Raw genomic sequence first — 24,725 nt, forward strand, 5'->3', positions numbered from 1 at the left:
ACACCCGATATTTATTGGTTAATCAATTTGTCCCTGTCGACCAACAAGGCAAGGCAATTTAGCATTTTCCGACAAATATTTGTATATACAAATGTTAAGGTCTGCAGTTGGAACGGGTTAACTCCCCAATAAAGCGCAACTTTGCCCCCATTCCACTCATGGCCATTCCCTCCCATCTCCAACATATCGAGCTCGAACAAGGATCGATCGACCTTATGGTGCCGGATACCGGGGCCATCCGTGAGCTTTACAGGTTGCAGAAAGAAAAAGATGCCACCACCCCATTCCCTTATTGGTCCAAACTCTGGCCTTCAGCCATTGCCATCAGCAATTTCATCAACAGGAACCAGGAACTGGTACAGGACAGGGAAGTACTTGAACTGGCAGCCGGACTGGGCCTTCCTTCCCTGGTTGCAGCCAGGACGGCCAACAGGGTCACCTGTTCCGATTACCTGCCGGAAGCGGTGCAGGTGATACAAGAAAGCATTGATCACCATGCAACCTGTAATATAGAGGTAAGGGTACTGGATTGGAACGACCTGCCTTCATCCCTTCAACCCGACGTACTCCTGCTAAGCGATATCAATTATGAACCGGAACAATTCCGGCAGCTCTTTATCGTACTCAAACGCTTCATCGAAAAGGGCACCATCATACTACTTACTACACCACAGCGTTTGATGGCCAAACCATTTATTGAACAACTCATGCCCTGGTGCCGAATGCAGGAAGAATGCCTGGTGCAATTGCCCACAGAAACAGTAGCCATTTCCCTTTTCCTGTTGAAAAAGTAAGGTCCGCCTAACCATCAGTCATTGTTTCCCTTCAGTTAAACCCTGCTTTAACACAGCTCATCCATTAAGTTCTTTTGAATATGTCAGCTTCATAAGAACTTGCTTCCATAAACCTTACTATGAGATATTTGCTGTCCTTAATGGCTATTGCAAGCATTGGCCTTCATGGCTATGCGCAAAATAAAGTCCCGAAAACCCAGTTGCCGACCGGCATGAGCATGGAAGACCTGCAAAAGATGGCCACCATGTCGCCGCAGGAGCTCGAAGCCTATAAGACTAAGATGTTGAAACAAGCCGAAGCCAATGCCCGTCAGCTGGCCAAGGCAGGCAATATTAAACTGGATGAAACGGTATTGCCGACCACTTCCTTCTATTTCCCGGTGAAGGATATGAAGCGGCTGGCTACTTTACCGGCCGCCCCGCCCACACTGAACACCCTCATGGGGCAGTTGACCAAACAGGAAGCAGCCTTGAAACAAGCCCTTCCAACTTCCGCTGTACAAAAGGTGGAATCCATTGCAGCCGGCAAATCTGCGCTTGACCTCCGCAATGCAGCCATAGGCGGCTGGTACAGGGATAATCCCGAAGCCGCCATGCTACTTTCCATGAAAGCCGTGCAGAAATCGCCGGAGGATATCTTGGGCTGGAACAACCTGGCAGCGCTAATGAATATGACCGGGCTGGAACACCAGGCAGTTCCCATACTGCTATACGGCCTTAACAAATACCCGAACAGCAGTATCCTGCTCAATAACATGGGGCAATCCTATTTGGGCATGGGTGATGTAAATAAGGCTACACAATATTTCAAAAAATGCCTGACCATTGATGACCTGCATCCCGAAGCCAACCATTCCATGGCCCTGATCAGCCTGCAGGCAAAGGATATGGAAGCTGCCATGCGACATTTTGAGAAAGAACTGACCATAGCACAGAGAAGGTCTAGCCTTGCACTACTGGCCAAACATGAGAACAGGGAAAAACTCAACCTAACGGCATTACGAAACCGAAAAATGCAACTGGATGGCACCAACCGGAAGGATTTCTTTGAGGAAATCGCCCTGGGTAAGTTTAAGCTACCCGACCTACCTAAGAATTCGGAACAAGCCCAGGGGTTTATGAAAGCTAACAAGGGATTTATGGAATCCCTTCAAAACGAATTCCTTTTTTGGTCCAATGCCGGCATTGCTACCCCGCAACAATTGTCGGCGGAAGGCAAACGCTATCCTGGCATCTATGCCGACCTGGTGGATGAACTGATCAGGGAACTGGGCGACCAATATGCGCCCATTCTTGCATTGTTTGGGGAAGATGATGTGTCGCACCTGGATGCCATGACCCGCCAGTACTATAAGACGCTATCGGAGAGGGAATGTCCACCCCCGCCCTCGGTAGCAGGTGGCGGTGCTGCTGTTATGGAAGCCCACCAACGCAAATGCTGTGACATCAAGAAACCGATAATCGACCAATATGTGGCCGACTACAATGCTTTTGTAACCAACAGGATCCAGATCGTCCTGCCAAGATGGAAGGTATTCCTGAATACTTTGATCAACTACGCCCAACTTGATCCCAGCATTGGCAACCAGCGACTGGTCTGTTCCTTTGTTTCGCAATATTTCACCTTCCTCATCCAATGCATGCAGGCCGCTAAACTGGATGCGCCTCCTATGGAATGCCATACCACCATGACCACCGAGGAGGCCGATGCGATCCTGGCAGCCAACCATGATTTTAAGCTGGATTGTCCCGATTGGCTGGAGTTTGAGGTTTCGCTGAAACTGGCAAAGCTGAAAGTGAATTGTGAGTCCTATAATATTGAAGCGGATGTTTATGGGATCATCAATGTGGGTGCAGAAAAACAATTTAAATCAGGGACATCTACACTCTATGTAGGCGCGGGGATAGATGGAAGTTTCAAGGAAGTGGCCGAAGGGGAAATCACCCAACAGTTCTATATCGTATTTGACCACAATAACCAGTTCTCGGATGTGGGAATGAGGGGTACGGCCAATGGTGAGCTGGCAGGAGGCATGATCGGTGCCGAGTTTGGCTATGATTTTTCCATGAGCAGTGGCTTCAATGCCCAGGGTAAAACCAACAGCGCCTGGGTGGAGAATTACACCAAGGCGCTGGGCTATGTTACTAAGTGATCAGTTGATCCGGGAAAACGATCGCTGGTCAATAATCTGAGTAAGCAGTGGCGTGCATGAGTACCTGCACATTCTTATTCATGTTTTCCTTGTAATAGGGATCAGCGATCAGCTTTTTCCATTCCGGGGCCTCACCAAAGGACTTCCAGTGTGCCTCACGGTCTGCCATATCCGAAAAGCTGGTCATGTACATCAGGTTAGGCATAGTAGCGCCTGCGATCACTTCACCATAGAATACCGCGTTAAAGTTCAGGCGCTTGAAGAGTTCGATCTCACCTCCTTCATTGAACATATGAACCTTATTGCGGAAGCGTTTCTCTGAAGGTGATTCATAACTGCGCAGTTCGTACACCTGTTTGGTCTTGTCGCCGCTGAGGCCGGAAGGGGTGAGTTGCTGTGCCAGCCTGAATGGTTTCAACAAGATATTCTCGATCCGGCCATATGCAGGATCCCTGAAACCGGTATTGATATAGGCATCGGCTGCCGCAGTATATACAGCATCCTTCCCCACCAGGTTATCCCACTCGCCGGCCTGGCTGATGTTTGCAAGTGGAAGCAACACATAGATCCGCTTATCAGCAGCGGTATCATTGGCAATGGGTTTGAACACACCAACCTTTGCAAATCCTTTTCGGTGCAATGCGGGAAGCAGCGCATCCTTCAGGTAACTATCCAGTCGCGCCTCCTGGTCGGAATTCGCAAAATGGTATACCGTCAACTGGAAGATGGTGACAGGCTTTCCTTTTTGCGCGGAAGCCTGGAAGAAAAGGGCGAGCATAAACAGGCCCAAACAGTTAGCCATAACCTTTTTCATCTTTCTCTTATTTTACGGGTGATTGATCTACTTCAAAATTATCGGTACGGAAGGGAGTTAAGGGCAAGCCTTCTTTTGTAGCAATATTACCAATCAGGGTATTGCTGAAACCGTACCTAACCTGTTCAGGGTCCTTTACCTGCTTGCTCCAAACCAGGATCCGGTCTTTGTCCAGTTTGGCTTCTGCGGCGTACCATTGCCGGTCGGGTCCGCAGATGTAGAATCCTTCCGCTTTCCTGCCATTGATCACTAGCCCCGAACCGATATGCGAAAAACTGATCGCCAGTTTATCTTTCTCCCTGACCATATTGGCGAACTCCGGACTTTGGTAATGAATACCTGTTTGTCCATAGGTTTCAGCCAATGCCCAATTGGCAAGTCTTTTCCCAACCGGCGCCTTCTTACCGGGATGGATATCCGAAACCGTATCTACCAGGTCTGTGATGACCACCATACCCGTTTTGGGATGCTGCATGGCCCTGGTCTGGGCTTCCCTCAACAGGGCGCCTACATTATGGTTTTCATAGGCAAAAGGTGCAATTTGTACATAATAGAACGGAAATTCATTATTGAATGCCTTGCGCCAGGCATCGACCATGCGGGTGAAGAGCCGGGTATAGGTAGAACTGGTACTTACATTACTTTCTCCCTGGTACCAGATAGCACCTGCAATTCTGAAATTGGCCAGGGGGGCGATCATGCCATTGAATGCCTGGGCAGTTGCGCTGGGCCACCAGGCAAAGGTTGGCAGTTGGGCCGCCGCCGCCTTTAGTTGAGGATCACCTTCCACGACCTCCCCCGGAGTCCATGTTTCTGCAGGAGTACCACCCCAACTGGCGTTGATGAGCCCAATGGGAACATGGAGGTTTTGCTGCAGGTTCTTGCCAAAAAAATATCCAACAGAGCTGAATGATTTGATGGTATTGGAATCGCATACCGCCCAGGATGCTTTCAGGTCGTCCTGGGGATGATAAGACGCGGTACGGGGCACATGGAAAAAGCGGATGTTCCGGTTAAAAGCAGTGGCAAACTCTGGCTGGATATCGGAAGTACCATTGTAATAGCTCCACTCCATATTCGATTGTCCGGAGCAGACCCATACCTCCCCTATCATGACATCTTCCAATACGATCGTATTGCGACTGGTAATGGTGATGGTATAGGGACCCCCTGCAGCCGGTGTCTTTACCTTTAGCCTCCAGGTAGCCATATTGGTGCTTATTGTTGAGTCTTTTCGGTTGTCCCAGCCCGTGGTGACATAAACCTTTTCCCCTGATCCGGACCAACCCCAGAGGGTTACGGAATCCTTTTGCTGGAGGACCATCCCTGAACTGAGGATGGCGGGAAGACGGAGTTGGCTCCAGGCGCTGCCTGTCACTAAAAGCGAGCAGAACAGGACAATGGCAAATCGTTTCATACCCCTAATTTACCGCATTCAGCGGCAGCAAATGAAGCCGGGTAAAATCGGTCAAGAAGCAGCTAAAAAAGAAAGAAAGCCCCCAACCTTGTTGGGGGCCATATGGTATCACTACCCATTAAAAACTATCTGGCAGAGACCGGGTAGGAAATTCCAATAAATGAACAATTACATTTTAGAAACCAATACCTGGTTGATCACCTGGGTGCTTTCAGCAACCCTGAACACTTCTGTCTGGGTATTACTCTTTGAAACAATAGATATCCTGATCTCCATGGTTTCATCATAATCGCGCTGGAACTGAAACTTCTTGGTGAAATTCTTTTCGTTGGTAGTGAACGAATACAGCAATTCACCATTCTTATCGCGAAGGGTAATGTACAATTCTTCAGCGCTGGCATTCTCACCCTGGACCATCAAAACGGGATCGCTTTTGATCTTACCAACATACTTCAATTCAACAGGGATCTTGCCATTCACCCTGGCGGTCTTATCATTGTTTGCAAGGGCAGGTACGGAACCAGCCATCAAAACCGCTGCAAGAGCAAGACCTGAAATAAACTTTCCAAAAGACAATTTTCCTCTTTTCATACAATAACATTTTAAGTTTAAAAAATCATGGGTCTGTTTCCCGGCGGCAATCGTGGAGACATATGGTGGGCAATCGGCTGGATGCAAAAGGCAGAGTAGAATGTGGGTTGCCTTTGGTTAATTCAGAACTGAATCTGGAGCAAAACTATACCGCGGGTTTTCCACCTGCAAACCAAATTTTCATTCCCAAACTGATTGCAAAATCCATTTAGCTCCGCTGGAATCCTTTACTGACAAGGGCTTTAACAAAATTTTGCCATGATGCCCAAAGCCCAAAACAGCCCCTCCAACCAGCGGTAAAGCACTACCCCTTTTAGAGTGGATCATTGAATAATCACATGGATTTTTATCCTTCCTTTCGCAGGACGAGCCCCTTTCCTACCTGCACCTGACCATCAAGACGGTAAAAATGAATAAATTCAGGATGCATAACTACCATCATATGTCCTCCAGGAGAAAATTCCTTACTAAACTAACTATGGCCGCCGCAGCTGCGCCACTGGCCGCCTGGCACCGCAGTTCACAGCAAGCCATACCTGTTCCACCAGTAGCCGATGGACCTACATTAAGGGTTGCCTTAATGGGCCTGGGCAGCTATGCCAATAGGGTTGCCGAAGCCATGCAGCAATGCAAGCGGGCAAAGATCACGGGACTGATCAGCGGCACGTCTTCCAAGCTGAAGGAGTGGGGCGAACGTTATGGGGTACCGGAAGGAAGCCGCTACAATTACAGCAATTTCGACCAGGTCAGGAACAACCCTGATATAGATGCCATATATGTGATCACCCCCAATGCCCAGCACAAGGAGCAGGTGGTCAGGATAGCCAGGGCCGGTAAGCATGCCATCTGTGAAAAACCCATGGCCATCAATGCCAGGGAAGGTGCGGAAATGGTGGCGGCCTGCAAGCAAGCGGGCGTTCAACTGCTGGTAGGCTATCGCATGCATTTCGAAGCCAATACCCTGGAGATCATCCGGATGCGAAATGCGGGTGAATTCGGCAAACCCCTGTTCTTCCAGGGGCTCAGCGGCTTCCGCATTGGCAATCCCAGCCAATGGCGACTGGATCCCAAACTTTCCGGTGGCGGGGCCATGATGGATATTGGCATTTATTCGGTTAATGGTGCACGTTATATGGTAGGGGAAGAACCGGTATGGGTGACGGCACAGGAAACAAAGACCGATCCCGTTCTCTTCCGCGAAGGCGTGGATGAAACGATCCAGTTCCAGCTGGGCTTTCCTTCGGGCGCTATAGCTTCCTGCCTGTCCACTTACCGCATGAATTACCTCGACCGATTCTTCCTGGACGGGGAAAATGGTTTCGCCGAATTATCACCCGCAACCGGCTATGGTCCCATCAAGGCCAGGACACATAAGGGCGAGCTGAACTTCCAGCATATCACGCACCAGACCACCCAAATGGATGAAATGGCCGCCATCCTCCTCGATGGTAAAAAGCCTATAGTGCCATTGGATGGAGAAGAAGGCTTGAAAGACCTGAAGATCATTGATGCGATCTATGAGGCAGTAAGAACGGGAAAGAAGGTATCGCTGAAACTATAAAGGTTGTTATAGACTACCGCTTCACTAACATGCGAATAGTAGTGTACCCCAGAATAGAAGAAATTTTTGCAAGCATAATGACAACAACAAGCAGGATAAAAATATTGACCATCATTAGTCATGGCTTAATTCTAGTGGGTGCAGGACATGGAATAGTAGTCCTGTTTATCCTTGAAATATTATTTTTTCCCTACTTCACACAAACCGACTTTAGCTTTTCCCTTCATTCAGTTGACAATCATTTTCCATTAATCGGATTGACAAGTTTACTCGGTCAAATATGCATTCTTCTATCAATTCTTTTAAAAAATGTTAAGTACAAGATCACTATGCAAATTATCGGCATTAGCTGGTTATGGCTAGGGGTAGGCTATCTTCTATATGATAATTCTATAGACCACTACATAAATGTTTCGATACTTACCATACTTCCATTTATAGTCTGTACCATGTGGACCTTTATTGGACAGACTATAATACATACTTACAATAGCATTATTGAAAAGTAATATCCCGCAGCATGCGGTATGAAATAAAAATCAATTCGCTTGCTTTACTGCCGGACCGGTATTGCTCACAAAAGCGATATGTTTACTATCGGGGCTCCAGCTGGGGGTATTGATAGTACCCTGTCCACCATACAGGTAAGCGATGGCCCTTGGTGCACCACCGGCAACAGGCATCAGTCGAAGCATCACCCTTTTGTAAAATGGATGGTCGTTGGGACTTACAGTATTGGGGAAGGACAGGAAGACGATCCACTTGTTATCGGGTGAAATATGCGGGAACCAGTTATTGTACTCATCGAAGGTCAGTTGTTCTTTCCCGCTACCATCGGGACGCATGCGCCAGACCTGCATGCTGCCGCTTTCCGTGGCATTGTAATAGATCCATTTGCCATCGGGTGAATACTCCGGACCATCTGCCAAGCCGCTATTCAGGAAGGTCAACTGGGTCTCCTTCCCTCCTTTCACGGGCTTCTTGAATATATTGTAGGTAGGACCGAAGCTCCTGCGTTGTGCTGTATAAACAACCTCCTTACCATCGGGACTCCAGCCATGCAGGTAAGAAGGCGTGCTATCGGTCACCAGTAGAGGCTCACCGCCGGTGATAGGCAGGACATAGATGGTGCTGCCGCCACCGGGCATCCCTTCCCGATGCGATGAGATGGCCAGCCATTTGCCATCGAAGGAGATCACATGGTCATTGTTGTTGCGGTTAGCGGAACCCGTATTCAGTTTCTCCGGTTGCCCTCCTTCCACCGGTAGGGTATAGATGGCACCACCCTGGTTGAAGAGCAGGCGCTTGCCATCCTTCATCCAGTTGGGTGCTTCGAACCTGCCCTTATCCTCATGAACGATCCTGCGCTTACCATCAAAGACATTCATGACCTCCAGCCTGCTGGGCAAAACCCCATGTGCATACCCGTTATAGTCATCCGGTACAGTCTGTTCGATGCGGACATTCCAGGCCATGGCTTCTTCCTTTACATCGGGGTTGTGGCTGCTGAGGAAGATCCCTGCCAGCACTTCATCGGGCATATCAACGGCATCGGTCCGGCCAATTTCCTGCAGGGGTTCACCGGGATGGGCCACCCGCATGATGAAGACCTTACCCTGGCGTTCGAGCTGAATGATCTCTGTCCCCTGCTTCTTCGTGAACAACTCATCCTGTGGGTCACGCATATGTGCCCCCTTCATCCTTCGCCATTGAAGGGCCACCATACCATCGCCATGGACAGTGGCGGTCATGTGCGCGGCATCATCATCCTTACTGGCTCGGACCATCCATCCGGTCTTGCGGTGGGTATCAACACCCTTACCCAGGAGTTTGAAATTGGCGGTCAGGATAAAATCCCCTTTGATGGTATTGAACGCATAATGGAACTCATCGCGACCGAACCAGATATTGTATCCCCCTGCCTGGAGGTGATAAGACTGGTCCAGGGGATGGTACTGTGCATCGCCCTTGATGGCAGGACTGCCAATATCGGCATGCCCGGAGAAAATGCCCACCGGTCCTTGCGCAAAGGATAAGCTGAACAGAAAGGATGTGGAGTAGAGCAATAACCATTTCATATGCAAGCTTTGCCTGAATTTACTGAAAATGGCCAAGGGCTGAAATGGCTGGCTTATCCAAGCATGGTATTCCTTTAACCGGATCATAGGATAGCTAAATGATTCCACTTAAGCAGGGTAGCCACTATGGGTGTTGGGTAATTATTGGTTAGAATCGCCTGGTTTAGCCCTAACCGATTGGCAGGGCATGCAACACCGGCAATAATCGGGACTTTAAAACGTTGAACAACAGGTATAAATTGACCACACTAAACCTTTTGTCCTGATCGCCATCCAATGTAAAACCAACTGAACCATGAAAAAAGGCTTACGCAACTCCTACTTAATAATAACCAGCCTTATACTTTTCCTCAGCGCATGCCAGAAAGATGATGCGCCGGTTGAAAAAGTTTACCGTATCAATGGAAGCATGCAGGTGGATGGCCGGGAGCGCACCTACCTGGTGAACCTGCCGCCCAACTATTTTGAAGGCGGACAATTTTCCCTGGTGATCGGTATGCATGGTGGGGGTGGATCAGGTGTGCAATTTGAGACCAGTTCATTGCTCACTGAAAAAGCCAATGCAGCTGGATTTGTGGTGGTGTACCCCGACGGTGTCCAGAGTGACGGTTTGTTGAAGGCCCGCACCTGGAATGCCGGCACCTGCTGTGATTATGCGGTGGAGAAGAATATTGATGATGTCAAATTCATCAGCAACCTGATAGATGAACTCACCAGGAAATATTCCATCAACCCCAAAAAGGTATATGCGACCGGGCATTCCAATGGCGGGATGATGTCCTACCGATTGGCCTGCCAATTATCGAACAAGATCACCGCCATTGCGCCCAACGGTTGCACCATGGTGGTGACCACACCCTGTAATCCAGCCCGTCCTGTTCCCGTCCTGCATATGCATTCAGAGCTCGACAAGAAAGTTCCCTATTTAGGTGGTTATGGCGATGGAGTTGGAACGGCTAACCTTGTACTGCCTTCTATTGATTCCGTACTGAATGTTTGGTCGGCCCTCAATACCTGTGGCAAGAAGGGAGAAGTGATCACCCAGAATAGCAGTTATACCTTCCGTAAATGGTCTGCCTGCACCAATAACCATACCCTCGAATACTACCTCACCAAGGATGGTGGTCATGGCTGGCCAGGAGGCTTACCCGGTGGACCATTCTCCGACCCAACCTCACAAGTGATCAAGGCCAATGATTTGTTATGGGAGTTCTTCCAAAAGTTTCAGTTGCCCTAAAATCGGCATTCGGATCACCTGCCACTTCTTATTTGGGCTAACCGCTTGTTAAGGTCGCTCTTAGCCGTAGGTACCAATTACACACAGAAAAAGAGGATAGGAAGGAATAGACTATTAAAGGGTGAAGGAATAAATCCGCCTGAAAATCCTGCAAAAAAGTACAATAAGGATTGCCTGGTATTGACTATCGTCAATACCCTTTTTGTATCCGGTATTTAACATGGCTTATTAAAAAGCCGGGCAACAATTATTCCCCATCCGGATTAAACAGTTAAAAGTTGAGCAAAGGGCCTAAAACCAGTAATTTGTAAGAAGCAATCGAGCCATCCATTAGCCAGTCCTTTGGAGTGCCTCATCCTGCATTGCAAAGCTTGTTTTTCATCTATCACATTATCCTGAAAAGCTTCTAACAAAAACAGCGAAAAACCACCCTGGCATTTTAACAATTGCCAAAAGCCTAAAAAAGCACCCTAAACGTATACAGGCAAAAACATGAATTCATATTCCGGAACAATTGGCCCGTTTGAATTTATACTAAAAGAAAGGAAATATCTTGTTCCTACACTGGCCTTACTGTGCATTCTGCTCACCAGGTTAACCAGTCTCCCATATATGGGCATTATGCCACAGGATGCCTATTACTATTTCTACAGTGAGCACCTCGCCCTTTCCTATTATGATCATCCACCGGCCATTGCTTACCTGATATGGGTCTTTACGATGCTGTTCGGGAAGAAGATCATCGTCCTTAAACTCACGGCTACCATCATCACTTTGTTCACCATCTTTTCCTTCTACTATTTGTCAAAAGGCTTCCTTAATACCAGGCAGACCCTTTCCGCAATGGTGCTCTTCCTTTCCACCCTGATGGTCACCATCCTTTCCTTGGTAGCTTCACCAGATGTCCCTTTAATGCTTTTTTGGACACTGTCCTTAAGATCCCTTTATCTTGCCCTATTCAAGGAAAGGAAAACTTATTGGATCTGGGCCGGACTATTAATGGGATTGGCATTTGACAGCAAGTATACAGCCATTTTCCTGCCAGCGGGGATGTTCCTATTTCTCGTTTTGTCACAAAGGCGCCGCAAACTTCTTTCCTCCCCATGGCCATACCTGTGCATGGCAGGATGGCTCATTGCTATTGCGCCGGTCCTGGTATGGAATTGGCAACATGAATTTGTATCCTTTAGGTTTCAGTCCACCAACAGGATGGATAAAATAAGCGGATTGCATATTTCGATAATGGACTTCCTGGGAACAATAGGCCACCAGGCAGCTATTTTGATACCCATTCTTTTCTTCACCCTGGTTTGGGGATTGTGGAAAATAACAAACCAATTTGGCATTAAATTCAGCCGTATTCCTGAGTCACAACTATTCCTGCTTTGTTTCTTCCTACCCCTTTTTATTGGGTTTACCTTTTTATCATTCTTCTACTGGGTTAAACTGAACTGGATGATGCCCGCTTATATAACCGGCATCCTCTGGATAAGCCTTTACATGAATGAAAAATGGGTTCGCATCCAATTGATAGCCTCCCTGGTCATTCACCTGGCATTAGCGATGGAAATCGCTTTCTATCCGGTGATCATAAAATCAGATGATACCTGGGTAGGATGGAATGAGCTTGCAGAAAAAGTACAGGAATTAAAAAAAAAGTACCCCAAATCATTCGTCTTCTCAGCAGATGACTATAAAACATCAGCCGTCCTCAACTTTTACTTCGATGAAATGGTGTACAGCAAAAACATAATCGGCGAAAAGGCGCTGCAGTTCGATTACGTTTCCAATGACCTGAATTTACTGAAAGGGGAAAATGCACTCTTTATAGATTCAGATAAACGTTTACAAAAGGAAACCCAAACTATACCTCCCGTAGTACTATACCAGTATTTCGATCGTGTCACCTCAATAAGGACAATACAGGTCAAAAAACAAGGCAGACTCGTACGCCGTTTCCATGTGTATTTATGCGCCAACTATCATCCAGGAAAAGTTAAATTCACCAACTAAACACCATCCTTGTTATAGCTATATAGAGGAAGAAGAAACAAATTTTCAATTTGAAATTTACCACTGACTACATGAACTAATTTGGGGAAAAGTACACTCCTTCAATAACGTGACAGATTTAGCCCTGTCAATCATTGATTCTTTCCTGCTAAAATGCCGGGAATACCTGTATTACTAACCATACCTTCAGCAGAACGAATACAGGGAAAAACTTAAAACCGTTAATCCCTTCCAAAATTGGTCAGCCGGCATAAGCGCTGTCCATTTCATTTCCCGAAACGCTAGGCCTTGCTAACAGACCTTCGGAACAAAACAAAGGCCGTAATCAATTCTATTGTTATCCATGGCAGGTGGATAAAACAACTTGCCTTGATGATATCTGCCCCCATGGTTTTCCTTATCTCACTATAAAAGAAGACAAGGGCCAACAAGGGAATCAAATGGGCGACAGCACCGATTAGATCATATTTCCAGGAATGCTCACTCCGCATATTCAGGAGCAAAACAATCCCTATGAGCATCATTAACAGATAGGCCTGGAACAAGCCCACTTCTGCAATTGGCAATGCGTTAAGAAAGCCAAAAATCCCCTTTCCGGAACTCAAACCAACCAAAGATTGAAAGGTATTGGCAGTAGTCACCAGCAGCAGGAAAATGCCGTGAACCAAAAGAATGTAATTGCGATGAATAGCAGCCATAGTAATAATTTTAAATCATCCAGCTAAAAAATAACTGGCCTAAAATTACCAGGCCTGCCTTTTGAGCACAACCTTAGTCCTGCTGAATTGATTATCCAACTGTCTCAACCGGCTATAGTCTCTTAAGTAAACTTCCAGCTCCCCAACTCAGCTCCCCTTTTAAGCAATAGAAGCATCCCAATAGCTAAAAAAGACATGGTCGAGGTACCAGTTGGACTTTTCCCTTTAACTTGTAGAAAAGTACAGGAAATGAAACTTCTAATAGTAGAAGACGAAGAACTGGCGGTCAGAAAACTGCGTGGCCTGCTGAAGGAAGTTGATCCGGAAATGGAAATACTTGCCGACCTGGATTCCATTGAATCTACCGTGGATTGGCTGCAGCATAACCGGCAACCGGATATCATTTTGATGGATATAGAACTGGTTGATGGTCAAAGTTTTGAGATTTTCGAACGCACCCCAATCAAATGCCCTGTCATTTTCATCACTTCCTACGATGAGTACGCCATCCAGGCATTTACTGTAAACAGTGTTGCATATTTACTAAAGCCAATAGAAAAGGAAGACCTGGTTGCGGCATTTGGCAAATTCAACCTGCTTAAGGAATATTATAGCACTGCCGCCCCCGGGTTCTCTATTAACAACCTTGTAGAGGAACTTCAGGCAAGGCTCCAACCCAAATCCTACAGGAAAAGGTTCCTTACCAAATACACCAATAAACTATTAACCGTAGAGACTCATGAGATCGCTTACTTTTTTATAGAAGCCAGGATCAATTTCTTCAGGACCTATGACAATCGAAAGATCGCTATAGATTATACCCTGGAAGAACTGGAACAAATGCTGGACCCACAGGAATTCTTCCGCATTAACCGTTCCTACCTGATATCCCTAAAGTCAATACAAAAAATAGATGATTATTTTGGGCAGCGATTGATCCTTCAATTAAATCCAACCGTCTCTGAACAGGTGATCATAAGCAGGGAAAAAGTAAGCGCCTTTAAAACCTGGATGGGAAAATGACAAGCCCTATGTTGAAATTCCAAGAAGAAATATCAAAATTCAGGTGGTTGCTTTATTCACTTCCGCCGGCCCTGGGGATAACGATAAATATTATCATGTTTGGGGAAAGGTATATAAAGGACTGGCATATCCTGGTATTCTCTACCCTCCTACTCATTTCCCTCATGGCTATCCTTTCTCCTATACAGATCTACATAGCGAATTTCATGCGGAAACGGCAAACCAGTGAGCGTAAACTGATCCAGAGAATCTTATTAGCAGCCTTTCTGCATTTCCCGGTCACAGCCATTATTATCACCCTTGTATTCTTTGTATATAGCAGTATCCCGCTTTTTCAATATACCTTCTCCAGGACCGAATACGCATGGGCCCTGTTTGCCGGTATCGTTTGTGATATTATTGGTATTGCCATGAACGAAGGGATCTACAGCTATCACAAATGGAGGGAAACAATACTAAAAACAGAACAGCTAAGCAAGGAAAAGCTCCAGACCCAATTGAATGGTTTACTCCAGCAAATCAATCCCCACTTTCTTTTCAACAGCCTGAATGCCTTATCCGCATTGATCAATGAAAACCCAAATGATGCGCAAAAATACCTTAGCGACCTGAGCAAGGTATACAGGTACCTGCTACGGACAAACGAGTATGAACTCACCTCCCTTACCAATGAGTTGAATTTTATAGACTCCTACTTTCACCTATTGCAAACCAGGTTCGGAAAGGGCGTCATGCTGGTAAAAAAGATCGACCCCAATTCGAACAATGCCCTACTGCCTCCCCTTACGCTACAGTTACTGGTGGAAAATGCCGTAAAACATAATACGGTGGGGAAAAGAAACCCCTTGGTAATCGAAATAATTGCAGAGGGTGATTCCCTTATGGTCAGGAACAACCTGCAGCGAAAAACGATCAAAGTGGAAAGCAGTAAAATAGGGTTATCCAATATTGCAGAAAAATACCGGTTGATCAACAAGAGTAGTATTGAAATAAAAGAAGACCCTGGATTCTTCATGGTGAAAGTCCCGCTAATCAATACCGGTATTGACTGAATTGCAACCCTCCCTATTTTTGAAAGGTCCTTGATAATCCTGCCATCAGTTTTACGATGAACTGTGGTGGCTTCACACTTTGGGTGACATCAGGATACTTATCCATCACCCGGCACAAATAAAGGACAGATTTAAAATCGGTTCCCCTTATTTTTTGCTCCTGGACATATCCATCCATCTCTTCAATCATTTCCCTGAAACGAACCCTGGGCGAAATACAAAAATCAAACAGGACTTCCTTCTTAGAGGCATTCTTGTAGGTGTGGGGCGTTTTGGCAGGAATGGTTATTGAATCTCCTTCCTGGAGTTTGATCCACCTGTCCCTCCTGTATACCATTAACTCCCCCTGACGAATGAAGAACTCTTCTTCTTGCCGTGGATGATAATGAATGGGAGGTCCATCAGTTTCTGCAGCCAGCAAAACAATACCGGCCTCTGCATTAACAATATCCTTCCATTGAATTTGTGTACCAAGTGATTCGAGCTGGTCAATATCCGGCCTGAACCCGATGATCTTCTTAATGTTTGAAATAGTTGATTGCATGATGATACTATTTAAGTTCATCACAAAACTATTTTAGGGTATCCCTGGAGCAAATACCAACTGACCTGAATTGACTATATGAATGTCCCAATCAGCTGCTGATAAGGGTTGTAGAATGAATCAAAAAACAGCATCCAAAATGATCAACCAGGTATTCCGAAAGATCATTTCAAATAATCAGTTCAATCCTGTTTTTAGCTAACTCAGCATCACTAGCATTTTCAAGGCGTTTTGATCGTCGTTACTTTACAAAGCTTTTGCATTTATCAATAAAATAAAAGGGTATGGAAACAAGAGATTTATTCACCCAGTCAGGCATCATCATTACCCTACTACTAATTCTCCTACCGGTACTAACAGCAGTAGTGCTGATCATCATTAAAGCGAATTCCGCCATCAAAGAATACAAGATGGGTGTGAAGGTAGAGAACTTCAATACCTACCTCAAACGCCTATCTATCGAAGAAATCAACCAATTAAAGCGTCGTCAAGAGGAACAGGAATATTCATTGAACAACAATGAACTTGGAAGTAACCTTCCGCCTGCCGACAAAAAAGGACTGATCCATAATATAATTGAGGAGCCGGGTCTTCATTTTATAGAAACCAAAAAGAAAGCCCAGCCCAAGCACCATATTGCTCCCGAACTGGCAAGACTAATAGTATGGTACTTGGCTTGCGGGGCATTCTGGCTGATCTTCGGGACTACAGTCGGGGAATACCTCGGGATCAAGTTCTCTGCACCAGATATTGACCATATCAGCTGGTTGAGTTTCGGAAGGTTAAGGCCGGTACATACCAATGCTGTATTCTGGGGATGGGCATCCATTTCCATGATGGGGTTAGCCTATTATGTCGTTCCCCGCATTTCCAATACAGCCATCCACCATATCAAATGGGGTTACCACACATTGGTCGCTATGAATGCGGCGGTAATCATTGGGACCATTTCCCTGATGGCCGGCATCAATAACGGAGGAGGTGAATACAGGGAGTATACCTGGCCGGTGATGTGCCTCTTTGGCTATGGCATTGTCCTGTCACTGGTCAATTTCCTCAGAACGATCAGTAAGAGAACTACCAATGAGATCTATGTTTCCAACTGGTACATCATTTCTGCATTGATGTTCTTATTAGTGATCGTTGGGGTTGCCTACCTGCCGACCTGGCAAAAAGGGTTGGGCGAAACGATCATCCAGGGATACTATATGCACCAGGGGGTAGGTATGTGGTTTATGCTATTCTGCCTTGGCCTGATGTACTACTTCCTGCCACAGCAATTGAACAAGCCTATTTACTCCTATGGTTTGGGAATCCTGGCTTTCTGGGCACAAATACTGTTTTATACCCTGATCGGCACCCATCATTTTATATTCAGTGCTATCCCCTGGTGGCTGCAAACCGTTGCCATTATAGGCAGTGCCGGAATGCTCATCCCGGTAATTGCCGGTACCACCAACTTTATCCTGACCTTTAATGGGACATGGAACAAAGTTGCCCATAGCTATACCCTGCCATTTTATTTGACCGGTATCATCTTCTACTTTACAGGATCCTTACAGGGTACCGTCGAAGCATTCAGGTTTACCAACCTGCTCTGGCATTTCACTGATTTCACTGTCGCGCATTCCCACCTGACGATGTATGGCATCATAACCTTTATGCTTTGGGCCTTCATCTATACCCTGGTTCCCCGTTTAACAGGCCATGAACCATCCCATATCGCGGTAGGCATCCATTTTTGGCTAGCCCTGATAGGATTATTATTCTATACCATCCCATTAATGATCGGCGCAACATTCAAAGGCCTGAGCTGGATGGATGGGAAACCATTCATGGAAAGTGTGGTGCTCATGAAGCCCTATTGGTTATGGCGGGCAATAGGCGGCTCCCTGATGTGGCTTTCACACCTCGTGTTCATCTACAACTTCTATCGGATGGTGAAGGGAAGGATGGAAGCTAATATTCCCACAACCGCAAAGGATATCCTGAAAGCCAAAGAAAAATTGGAAACAGCAACCTTCTAAACCTACGTTATGGAATTCTTTAACCAAACAGGTAAACTCTTTAAAACCATTCTTGGCCTATTCCTTTTCCTGACCCTGGTTGTGGCTATCCTGCCGGCCATGAAAAACCAGCAATCCAATAAACCATTACCAGGTGCACCGTCACTAACGGAAGAGGAGAAGGCCGGAAAGAACATTTATATAGCCAATGGCTGTGTAGCCTGCCATAGCCAGCAGGTGAGGAATATTGAAATGGATAAAGCATTTGGGGATCGCCCCTCTATTGCAGCGGATTATGCCGGCAATACAAGAACTGACCTATGGAGGAACACAGCTACCTTAATGGGAACAGAAAGAACCGGACCGGACCTGACCAATATCGGGAATCGCCAGCCCAGTACCGATTGGCACCTTTTACATCTATTCCAGCCACGTATTGTGGTGGATCAATCCATTATGCCCGCCTATCCATGGCTTTTTGAGATCAGGGAAAAAACCAATAAGGACGATGTAGAAGTAAAAATACCAGAGCTATACAGCCAACATATCAAGGGGAAAGTAATCGCAACCAGGGAAGCTTTACAATTGGTAGCTTACCTGAAAAGCCTGAAACAACAACCCCTGCCCGATGGAAGGAAGGCAATGGATTTCCTTTATCCAAAAGCAATCCCAGGATCAACAGCAATAAAGGAATCACCCAATCAAAATGGCCAACAATTGTATGCGCAGAATTGCCAAAGTTGTCACCAGGCCAATGGCGAGGGACTACCCGGTGCTTTTCCAGCCCTAAAGGGAAGTCCTATTGTCAATGGGGATAATCTCGAATTATTTGTAGGCATTATCATGAAGGGTTACGATGCCAGGCCGGAGTACGGCACCATGCCATCCATTGGCATCAATAACAACCTGACAGCTGAAGAAATAACCGCGATCATCAACCATGAGCGATCCAGCTGGGGAAACCAGGCCAAGCCGGTATCAGCAGCCGAGGTATCGCGGGTGATGGATATGATCAATACCAACAATAAAAAGTAATCAAATGAACCGAGCAACAATCCTACTCCTGGTCGCCTTGCTCATTGGCAATATGCTCAATGCCTGTCCGGTATGTGAGCAACAGCAACCCAAATTCCTGAAGGGGATAACGCATGGACCAGGACCCCAAACCAACTGGGAATGGGTGATCGTCGGGGTCATGGGGGTAATTACCCTTTTTATACTAGCCTACACAGTGGCCTGCTTTGTAAAGCCGGAAGGGAAAGGGGTACAGGATATCAAACAATCCATCTTGAATTCATTCTAAAAGCAAGCTGATGACCAGGGAAAAAAGTAAGGTATCCATCTTTATTGATGACAATGAATACCCGGTGGCTGATCTGCCAGCACCGGTTAGCTTCGAAATGGATACAAGGAAACTTACAGATGGCGAACATATACTGAGGATAGTAAGTAAATCGCCCACCGGAAGGGAAGGCATCCGGACAATAAAGTTCTTTGTTCGAAATGGGCCTGCCATCTCAGTGGAGGGCCTAAAAGAAAGTGAGGTAGTAGACGGGACCATACCATTGCTGATCAATGCCTACGACAAAGGGAACCAAAAAAGCTTTCTCCTGGAAGGAAGTGAAACACCACAGAGCATACCCAACTGGATATGGATCATGCTGATCATTTTCATTGGATGGGCTGCTTTCTATTTGATCACTAATGCCAGTTTATAAAATGAAAACCGATATCACCAGTCTGACAGATATTAAACTCCTTGTTGACAGTTTCTATGGTAAGGTCAGGCAAGACGGGGTGCTGAAAGATATTTTCAATGACCGTATCCGGGATGCATGGAACCTTCACCTGGAAAAGATGTATCGATTCTGGCAAACAGTATTGCTGGAAGAACACACTTACAACGGAAGCCCATTTTTACCCCATGCCAACCTGCCAGTATCCCAGGAACATTTCGACCAGTGGCTGGTCATCTTCAATACAACGATCGATGAACTATTCCAGGGTCCTAAGGCTGAAGAGGCCAAATGGCGGGCAAAAAAGATGGCAGAGATGTTTCACTACAAAATAGAATATTATCGTAACAGGCAATCAAAACCACTCCTATGACCACAGTTAAAGACCCGCTGGTAGTGGTAGCTGTCTTTCTTTGGATCGGCTTCATTTGCGCCATCAGTTTCATGGAAGCCTGGTTAAAGTTCAGGGCAGAAGGGGTTACCCTTCCCATAGGGTTATCCATTGGAAGGATTGTCTTCAAAGCCCTGAACAGGGTAGAATGGGTACTGGCCGTATCTGTAGCGGTGTGTATCCTGCTTAACCCTAATCATTCAGAAACATTTACCAACGTACTATTCATTTTCATCCTGGTCCTTCTGATCACCCAAACCATTTGGCTTTTGCCCGCTTTGGATAAAAGGGTAGTCCACTATATACAACAGCTTCCTTTACAACCCTCCAACCTGCATCGATACTTTATTATTACCGAGGTAACCAAAACCGTTTGTTTGGTAGCATTCGGATTGCTTCATTTCAAATCAAATTAAATACCCGTTTTATGAATATTTCAGCCAGTCAAATCATCGGCGACCTGGTGGCCATGGATTACAGAACCGCAGCCGTATTTAAAGCAAATGGCATCGACTTTTGCTGCAATGGCAACAGGAGTATAGCTGAGGCCTGCACTGAGGCAAAGCTATCCACCCCTACCCTGCTGCAACAACTGCAGGAAGTAATAGAGGCCCCCGGCCAGGAATCCCATCATTTCCAAACATGGCCCCCTACTTTGCTTGCGGATTATATTGAGCAGGTGCATCATGCCTATGTCAGGAGAAAGATCAGCGAGATTATTCCCTACCTCAATAAGATAACTGCGGTCCATGGAAACAATCACCCGGAGTTGAAAGCAGTGCAACAATTATTTGAAGAAAGCTCGGAGGACCTGCAGGAGCATATGCATAAGGAAGAAACAATTCTTTTCCCCTTCATCAGGGACGCAAACAAACCGGGGGATAATGGACCAACAGGAGCTACCATCTCCAATGACCGGGATGCCAGCCCGATTGCCATGATCCATGAAGAACATGATAAGGAAGGCGAGCGATTCAGGAAGATCGCAAGCCTAACCAATAATTACACCACCCCTCCGGATGGATGCAACACCTATCGGGTAACGCTGGGCTTATTGAGGGAATTTGAAGAAGACCTCCATCTTCACATCCATCTTGAAAACAATATCCTGATCCCCAAAATACTGGAGTCAGGAAAAGAAGGTAACAAAACAATTTAATTGAATAAATATGGACAAGGAAGCTATCCAAAAGAAGCCCATCAGGCGGCACCAAGTATTGCAACCCATTAGCCGGGAACATCACCATACCCTTTTACTGGTATGGAAAATAAGGAAAGGACTGGCCACAGGCATAGATCCCAAAAGGATAAAAAGGTATACGGATTGGTTCTATAAAACCTATGCAGCCCCGCATTTTGAATTGGAAGAAAAGTTCCTTTTCCCAGTCCTGGAACCCACCCATGAACTTATCATCAGGGCCCTTGATGAACACCAACAGCTAAGGAGATTGTTCAAATACAATTCCGAACTTAACACTACCCTTACTACCCTTGCCGATCTCCTGGAATCACATGTCCGTTTTGAAGAAAGGGTCCTGCTCAACCTTATCCAGGAAATGGCCACACCCCATGAACTGGAAATAATAAGGCAAACCCACAGTGATGCCAGGTTCATTGAAAACGCCAGGGACGAGTTCTGGAATTGAATAATACAACCCATTAACTTTCTTGCATGGCTTGGTATTAATCCTTTTTTCAAAAAAGGGAAAGCCTATTTGATTGGGTAGTAGGATCAGTAGTACTTCACAAGAAAAGAATAAGGCTTATCGCTTCTACCCTGATCACCCGGGGTCATATAATGACAATTATTATCAGTAACATTACATCCTACCTGTTTTACTATGCAAAAAACTATCGGGCTCATAGGTGGAATGTCCTGGGAGAGTTCAGCGCTCTATTACAAAATAATCAACCAGGAGGTAAAGCAAAAACTTGGGGGAGTCCACTCCTGTAAATCCCTGATGTATTCAGTAGATTTTGCAGATATCGCAACCCTTCAGCACAATGGGGAATGGGATAAGCTTAGTGAAATCATGATCAATGCGGCCAGGGCATTAGAAAGTGGAGGAGCGGAATTCATTGTCCTGTGTACGAATACCATGCACAAGCTGGCTGATGATATATCCGGCAGTGTAAGTATCCCAATGGTCCATATTGCCGACGCTACCGGTGAAGCCATCAAAGCTGAAAATGTTAAAAGGGTCGGACTGCTGGGAACCAAATTCACCATGGAGCAGGACTTTTTAAAACAGAGGCTTGCGGACCGTTACGCGATAGAAACCATCATACCATCAGCATCGGATAGGGATATAGTCCATGACATCATTTACCAGGAGCTGGTAAAAGGGATCATTACCAAAAGATCGCAAAATGCCTACCTGGAAATTATTGACGACCTGATTGCATTGGGTGCCGAAGCCATTGTTCTTGGCTGTACGGAAATCGGTCTATTGATCAGTCCTGATGTTACAGAACATCGGTTATTTGACACCACCATAATCCATGCAAAAAAGGCGGTGGCTTTTTCATTAGAATGATCACTCCCCCAGATAGGGATCTTTGATCGTCCTGGCTTGGTAACGGATATCGGAGAAAACAACAGAACATTCATTACCGGTGGGTGATTGGGCCAGGAAGCCCAGCAATAAGGGCTTTGTGGCATTGAACTGGAAATGCCGGACCAGTATCCATTTGGATTGATCCAGGGAATAATACAGCGTGATCACCTTGCCTGCCCTGGCCATCTTGAAATATACTTTATCAGAAGGGATCTCTACTGAATTACAATCATCCGAAATATCCCTGGTCACCACCGACACGACCCTCCTTGCACCGGTATAATCCTTTTCAAAACAGAACTTCACCCAATTGGCACTATCCTGCTTGAGCACAATGGCGCCGCCATCCCATTTGTTGGCAAAGGCATGCTGGATACCCACGCTAAGCACGAAATCTGCATCGGGCGTAAACAGCAGCTTCGGAGCGTTATCGGTATTGTAGGTAACATTGGGATCGCGGAACATATCGGTTTTAGGGCCTGCTACAATGGTGAAGCCATTCTTCCCAAATGAATAGGCAACGGGATTATTCTCCCATCGAAGGGGCTGGGAAATGCCTTCCACCCGGATCGGCGGTCCTACCTGGGCAATAGCCGTAAAGGAAAGGAACAGCAACATAATAAGGGTAAGCCCCTTGATAAAAAATAAGCAACATTCACCCTCAAGTTGTGTGACCTGTTGAAGCATTGCATCCTTTGACAAAAAGACCTTACGGGGGTTTGAATGAGGAAAATGCATATTACCAGTATTTAGTTATTGCAACCGGCTCATCCTTTCGGATAAAATGGTTTTGTATTGTTCTTTGAATGCCTCACTCATAAAACTGCGGTCTATGAGCTCCAGCCATTGGGGCAGTGCTTTCACCATCTTTTTAAAGATGTTTTCCTGCTGCTTATCTTCCACCTTTAGTGCATTCATTGCTGCTACAAAATCCTGCTTCCTCAGTTTTTTCTTTCGCCCATTTAAAGTTAAAGCCATTTCTTCCTCATCGGCAGGATTTACCAAAGTGGTATTCACCAAATCATAAGCCGGTGATAAGGTCATGCCCAAACCCGGCTGCTCCAGTAAAGAGAAATTCTTCAAATGCATATCCGCATTGCCTGTAAGGAAGGAAAAGAGTACCAGCTCAAAAAAGTTCACCACATCCAAACCCGGATTTACTGAATATTTTTGAATGACTTTACCGATCTGCTCATAGCTGCCGTGGTATTTGTCTTCAGTGAGCCGTTCGGTGAGTTGGCACATATCTTCCATAGCCAATTTTCCCTTTTTGGTTCGGTCGATCCGCTTGGTTACATAAGCCAGTTTGCCAGATGGCAGGCGAATCAAACTATGGGGCGCTGTTTTTATTCTGGCTATTGCTGCCAAATGCATGGTTGTATCTTCCACTTCCGGCAATTGCGGATAGAATTCAACAGGCGGTTTCAAAATATACCCGCCCCATAAGCCCACAATGGTGAATCTTCGTTCTGCGCCTTCTTTATTATTGCCGGTGATGTGCAAGGACAATTTGGCCTGCACACCTGTTACGGCCGTTTGGCTTTGTATCACTTTTTTGGCCAATGGCTCCAGGTCTTCCTCAGAATAAGGCAACGCCGGAGGAGTTGGCTGCCCAAATATTTTCCTTGAGCAGGAGGCATGAAAATCCAGTTCATGTCCTGCCAATGGCAGGTAACAAAACAAACAGGTACTCATGGTGCCTCCTCCTCTTTTATTGCTTCCACACTTACTATTCCAATGCAATCTTTACAGCAGGCCAGCAATAATCCCATCCGGTCCCTTGGATTCAGTTTCCAGTTTTTTTCTGCTATATCCAACAACCACCCTTCGGGTATCAGGCCATCAAAAAAAGGAAAAAGCACTTTTGAAGTATAAGGAGCTTCTTGTAGCGGAAGGGTCAAACTGACTGGCCGGGCACCGGGTTGTGCTGCATACGCCTGGTCGTATACAAAATGATACCCCTGCTCATCCTGGGTGAGCCATCCGGCTAGTTGGTTGTCTATTTTTATGGCGGCTTTTCGCACTTGGTTGAATATGGACTAGCTTAATCTGGAATTGG

General features: G+C 46.1%; 25 protein-coding genes. 16 read left to right on the top strand and 9 right to left on the bottom strand.

The window, feature by feature from the left end; genetic code table 11:
* Positions 1 to 107 precede the first annotated feature (107 nt).
* Both KJS94_RS08840 and KJS94_RS08845 read left to right on the top strand, forming a co-directional pair.
* Entirely contained in the window at positions 108 to 794 is a 687-nt protein-coding gene (locus KJS94_RS08840; protein ID WP_214447586.1) for a class I SAM-dependent methyltransferase, read from the top strand.
* A 119-nt stretch (positions 795 to 913) separates the two neighbouring features.
* Positions 914 to 2,947, top strand: coding sequence for a tetratricopeptide repeat protein (locus KJS94_RS08845; protein ID WP_214447585.1), 2,034 nt, complete (start codon positions 914 to 916; stop codon positions 2,945 to 2,947).
* Between the two features lie 28 nt (positions 2,948 to 2,975).
* Here KJS94_RS08845 and KJS94_RS08850 read toward each other — a convergent pair whose 3' ends face one another.
* From KJS94_RS08850 to KJS94_RS08860, 3 genes are all read right to left on the bottom strand, one after another.
* On the bottom strand, positions 2,976 to 3,761 hold the full coding sequence (locus KJS94_RS08850) for an NIPSNAP family protein (RefSeq protein ID WP_214447584.1): 786 nt from the start codon (positions 3,759 to 3,761) through the stop codon (positions 2,976 to 2,978).
* Positions 3,762 to 3,768: 7 nt separating this feature from the next.
* The gene (locus KJS94_RS08855; RefSeq protein WP_214447583.1) at positions 3,769 to 5,178 is read right to left on the bottom strand and encodes a sialate O-acetylesterase; all 1,410 of its coding nucleotides are present in this window, start codon (positions 5,176 to 5,178) and stop codon (positions 3,769 to 3,771) included.
* A 168-nt stretch (positions 5,179 to 5,346) separates the two neighbouring features.
* The gene (locus tag KJS94_RS08860) at positions 5,347 to 5,769 is read right to left on the bottom strand and encodes a hypothetical protein (RefSeq protein ID WP_214447582.1); all 423 of its coding nucleotides are present in this window, start codon (positions 5,767 to 5,769) and stop codon (positions 5,347 to 5,349) included.
* Positions 5,770 to 6,178: 409 nt separating this feature from the next.
* Between KJS94_RS08860 and KJS94_RS08865 the strand changes: the two genes are divergently transcribed.
* Positions 6,179 to 7,330: a Gfo/Idh/MocA family protein gene (locus KJS94_RS08865; RefSeq protein ID WP_239804348.1), complete on the top strand. Its 1,152-nt coding sequence runs from the start codon at positions 6,179 to 6,181 to the stop codon at positions 7,328 to 7,330.
* 539 nt (positions 7,331 to 7,869) lie between these two features.
* On the opposite strand, the gene KJS94_RS08870 is transcribed toward KJS94_RS08865, so the two are convergent.
* The gene (locus KJS94_RS08870; protein ID WP_214447581.1) at positions 7,870 to 9,408 is read right to left on the bottom strand and encodes a TolB family protein; all 1,539 of its coding nucleotides are present in this window, start codon (positions 9,406 to 9,408) and stop codon (positions 7,870 to 7,872) included.
* A gap of 295 nt (positions 9,409 to 9,703) precedes the next feature.
* Here KJS94_RS08870 and KJS94_RS08875 point away from each other — a divergent pair, with 295 nt between their 5' ends.
* Together KJS94_RS08875 and KJS94_RS08880 are read left to right on the top strand one after the other, a co-directional pair.
* Positions 9,704 to 10,645, top strand: coding sequence for a CE1 family esterase (locus tag KJS94_RS08875; protein ID WP_214447580.1), 942 nt, complete (start codon positions 9,704 to 9,706; stop codon positions 10,643 to 10,645).
* A gap of 612 nt (positions 10,646 to 11,257) precedes the next feature.
* Positions 11,258 to 12,658, top strand: coding sequence for a glycosyltransferase family 39 protein (locus KJS94_RS08880; RefSeq protein WP_214447579.1), 1,401 nt, complete (start codon positions 11,258 to 11,260; stop codon positions 12,656 to 12,658).
* Between the two features lie 281 nt (positions 12,659 to 12,939).
* Here KJS94_RS08880 and KJS94_RS08885 read toward each other — a convergent pair whose 3' ends face one another.
* Complete coding sequence (locus tag KJS94_RS08885; protein ID WP_214447578.1) at positions 12,940 to 13,356, bottom strand: hypothetical protein; 417 nt, start codon at positions 13,354 to 13,356, stop codon at positions 12,940 to 12,942.
* A 249-nt stretch (positions 13,357 to 13,605) separates the two neighbouring features.
* Here KJS94_RS08885 and KJS94_RS08890 point away from each other — a divergent pair, with 249 nt between their 5' ends.
* Positions 13,606 to 14,379 (top strand): LytR/AlgR family response regulator transcription factor, encoded by a 774-nt coding sequence (locus KJS94_RS08890; protein ID WP_214447577.1) that lies wholly within the window; start codon positions 13,606 to 13,608, stop codon positions 14,377 to 14,379.
* 8 nt (positions 14,380 to 14,387) lie between these two features.
* On the top strand, positions 14,388 to 15,431 hold the full coding sequence (locus KJS94_RS08895) for a sensor histidine kinase (RefSeq protein ID WP_214447576.1): 1,044 nt from the start codon (positions 14,388 to 14,390) through the stop codon (positions 15,429 to 15,431).
* 13 nt (positions 15,432 to 15,444) lie between these two features.
* Here the strand turns inward: KJS94_RS08895 and KJS94_RS08900 are convergent, their stop codons facing one another.
* Positions 15,445 to 15,975 (bottom strand): cupin domain-containing protein, encoded by a 531-nt coding sequence (locus KJS94_RS08900; protein ID WP_214447575.1) that lies wholly within the window; start codon positions 15,973 to 15,975, stop codon positions 15,445 to 15,447.
* A gap of 284 nt (positions 15,976 to 16,259) precedes the next feature.
* On the opposite strand from KJS94_RS08900, the gene KJS94_RS08905 reads away from it, so the two are divergent.
* The 9 genes from KJS94_RS08905 (at position 16,260) to KJS94_RS08945 (ending at position 22,645) form a co-directional block, all read left to right on the top strand.
* Positions 16,260 to 18,002 (top strand): cbb3-type cytochrome c oxidase subunit I, encoded by a 1,743-nt coding sequence (locus KJS94_RS08905; RefSeq protein WP_214447574.1) that lies wholly within the window; start codon positions 16,260 to 16,262, stop codon positions 18,000 to 18,002.
* Positions 18,003 to 18,011: 9 nt separating this feature from the next.
* The gene (locus KJS94_RS08910; RefSeq protein WP_214447573.1) at positions 18,012 to 19,016 is read left to right on the top strand and encodes a cytochrome c; all 1,005 of its coding nucleotides are present in this window, start codon (positions 18,012 to 18,014) and stop codon (positions 19,014 to 19,016) included.
* A 4-nt stretch (positions 19,017 to 19,020) separates the two neighbouring features.
* A complete protein-coding gene (locus KJS94_RS08915; protein WP_214447572.1) occupies positions 19,021 to 19,284 on the top strand; it encodes a hypothetical protein in 264 nt (87 codons plus the stop codon).
* A 10-nt stretch (positions 19,285 to 19,294) separates the two neighbouring features.
* Positions 19,295 to 19,699, top strand: a complete 405-nt coding sequence (locus tag KJS94_RS08920) for a cytochrome C (protein ID WP_214447571.1) — start codon at positions 19,295 to 19,297, stop codon at positions 19,697 to 19,699.
* Position 19,700: 1 nt separating this feature from the next.
* Positions 19,701 to 20,090, top strand: coding sequence for a group III truncated hemoglobin (locus tag KJS94_RS08925; RefSeq protein WP_239804349.1), 390 nt, complete (start codon positions 19,701 to 19,703; stop codon positions 20,088 to 20,090).
* Entirely contained in the window at positions 20,087 to 20,524 is a 438-nt protein-coding gene (locus KJS94_RS08930) for a hypothetical protein (protein WP_214447569.1), read from the top strand. Before KJS94_RS08925 ends, KJS94_RS08930 begins: the two co-directional genes overlap by 4 nt.
* A gap of 11 nt (positions 20,525 to 20,535) precedes the next feature.
* The gene (gene ric / locus KJS94_RS08935) at positions 20,536 to 21,267 is read left to right on the top strand and encodes an iron-sulfur cluster repair di-iron protein (RefSeq protein ID WP_214447568.1); all 732 of its coding nucleotides are present in this window, start codon (positions 20,536 to 20,538) and stop codon (positions 21,265 to 21,267) included.
* Between the two features lie 10 nt (positions 21,268 to 21,277).
* Positions 21,278 to 21,754 (top strand): hemerythrin domain-containing protein, encoded by a 477-nt coding sequence (locus tag KJS94_RS08940; RefSeq protein ID WP_214447567.1) that lies wholly within the window; start codon positions 21,278 to 21,280, stop codon positions 21,752 to 21,754.
* A 195-nt stretch (positions 21,755 to 21,949) separates the two neighbouring features.
* A complete protein-coding gene (locus KJS94_RS08945; protein ID WP_214447566.1) occupies positions 21,950 to 22,645 on the top strand; it encodes an aspartate/glutamate racemase family protein in 696 nt (231 codons plus the stop codon).
* Here the strand turns inward: KJS94_RS08945 and KJS94_RS08950 are convergent, their stop codons facing one another.
* The 3 genes from KJS94_RS08950 to KJS94_RS08960 form a co-directional block, all read right to left on the bottom strand.
* A complete protein-coding gene (locus KJS94_RS08950; RefSeq protein WP_214447565.1) occupies positions 22,646 to 23,284 on the bottom strand; it encodes a DUF1349 domain-containing protein in 639 nt (212 codons plus the stop codon).
* Positions 23,285 to 23,419: 135 nt separating this feature from the next.
* A complete protein-coding gene (locus tag KJS94_RS08955) occupies positions 23,420 to 24,361 on the bottom strand; it encodes a HipA domain-containing protein (RefSeq protein WP_214447564.1) in 942 nt (313 codons plus the stop codon).
* The gene (locus KJS94_RS08960; protein ID WP_214447563.1) at positions 24,358 to 24,690 is read right to left on the bottom strand and encodes a HipA N-terminal domain-containing protein; all 333 of its coding nucleotides are present in this window, start codon (positions 24,688 to 24,690) and stop codon (positions 24,358 to 24,360) included. The genes KJS94_RS08955 and KJS94_RS08960 overlap by 4 nt, the downstream gene beginning before the upstream one ends.
* Between the last annotated feature and the right edge of the window lie 35 nt (positions 24,691 to 24,725).

The sequence above is a fragment of the Flavihumibacter rivuli genome (assembly GCF_018595685.2).
Taxonomy (GTDB): domain Bacteria; phylum Bacteroidota; class Bacteroidia; order Chitinophagales; family Chitinophagaceae; genus Flavihumibacter; species Flavihumibacter rivuli.

Excerpts from the sequence above, each read along its gene's own strand:
- KJS94_RS08890 (WP_214447577.1), top strand. The coding sequence starts at position 13,606 with ATGAAACTTCTAATAGTAGAAGACGAAGAACTGGCGGTCAGAAAACTG.
- KJS94_RS08880 (WP_214447579.1), top strand. The coding sequence starts at position 11,258 with ATGGGCATTATGCCACAGGATGCCTATTACTATTTCTACAGTGAGCAC.
- KJS94_RS08945 (WP_214447566.1), top strand. The coding sequence starts at position 21,950 with ATGCAAAAAACTATCGGGCTCATAGGTGGAATGTCCTGGGAGAGTTCA.
- KJS94_RS08905 (WP_214447574.1), top strand. The coding sequence starts at position 16,260 with ATGGAAACAAGAGATTTATTCACCCAGTCAGGCATCATCATTACCCTA.
- KJS94_RS08860 (WP_214447582.1), bottom strand. The coding sequence starts at position 5,769 with ATGAAAAGAGGAAAATTGTCTTTTGGAAAGTTTATTTCAGGTCTTGCT.
- KJS94_RS08955 (WP_214447564.1), bottom strand. The coding sequence starts at position 24,361 with ATGAGTACCTGTTTGTTTTGTTACCTGCCATTGGCAGGACATGAACTG.
- KJS94_RS08870 (WP_214447581.1), bottom strand. The coding sequence starts at position 9,408 with ATGAAATGGTTATTGCTCTACTCCACATCCTTTCTGTTCAGCTTATCC.
- KJS94_RS08850 (WP_214447584.1), bottom strand. The coding sequence starts at position 3,761 with ATGAAAAAGGTTATGGCTAACTGTTTGGGCCTGTTTATGCTCGCCCTT.
- KJS94_RS08895 (WP_214447576.1), top strand. The coding sequence starts at position 14,388 with ATGTTGAAATTCCAAGAAGAAATATCAAAATTCAGGTGGTTGCTTTAT.
- KJS94_RS08885 (WP_214447578.1), bottom strand. The coding sequence starts at position 13,356 with ATGGCTGCTATTCATCGCAATTACATTCTTTTGGTTCACGGCATTTTC.
- KJS94_RS08920 (WP_214447571.1), top strand. The coding sequence starts at position 19,295 with ATGACCAGGGAAAAAAGTAAGGTATCCATCTTTATTGATGACAATGAA.
- KJS94_RS08930 (WP_214447569.1), top strand. The coding sequence starts at position 20,087 with ATGACCACAGTTAAAGACCCGCTGGTAGTGGTAGCTGTCTTTCTTTGG.
- KJS94_RS08940 (WP_214447567.1), top strand. The coding sequence starts at position 21,278 with ATGGACAAGGAAGCTATCCAAAAGAAGCCCATCAGGCGGCACCAAGTA.
- KJS94_RS08865 (WP_239804348.1), top strand. The coding sequence starts at position 6,179 with ATGAATAAATTCAGGATGCATAACTACCATCATATGTCCTCCAGGAGA.
- KJS94_RS08915 (WP_214447572.1), top strand. The coding sequence starts at position 19,021 with ATGAACCGAGCAACAATCCTACTCCTGGTCGCCTTGCTCATTGGCAAT.
- KJS94_RS08845 (WP_214447585.1), top strand. The coding sequence starts at position 914 with ATGAGATATTTGCTGTCCTTAATGGCTATTGCAAGCATTGGCCTTCAT.
- KJS94_RS08900 (WP_214447575.1), bottom strand. The coding sequence starts at position 15,975 with ATGCAATCAACTATTTCAAACATTAAGAAGATCATCGGGTTCAGGCCG.
- KJS94_RS08925 (WP_239804349.1), top strand. The coding sequence starts at position 19,701 with ATGAAAACCGATATCACCAGTCTGACAGATATTAAACTCCTTGTTGAC.
- KJS94_RS08855 (WP_214447583.1), bottom strand. The coding sequence starts at position 5,178 with ATGAAACGATTTGCCATTGTCCTGTTCTGCTCGCTTTTAGTGACAGGC.
- KJS94_RS08910 (WP_214447573.1), top strand. The coding sequence starts at position 18,012 with ATGGAATTCTTTAACCAAACAGGTAAACTCTTTAAAACCATTCTTGGC.
- ric (WP_214447568.1), top strand. The coding sequence starts at position 20,536 with ATGAATATTTCAGCCAGTCAAATCATCGGCGACCTGGTGGCCATGGAT.
- KJS94_RS08875 (WP_214447580.1), top strand. The coding sequence starts at position 9,704 with ATGAAAAAAGGCTTACGCAACTCCTACTTAATAATAACCAGCCTTATA.
- KJS94_RS08950 (WP_214447565.1), bottom strand. The coding sequence starts at position 23,284 with ATGTTGCTGTTCCTTTCCTTTACGGCTATTGCCCAGGTAGGACCGCCG.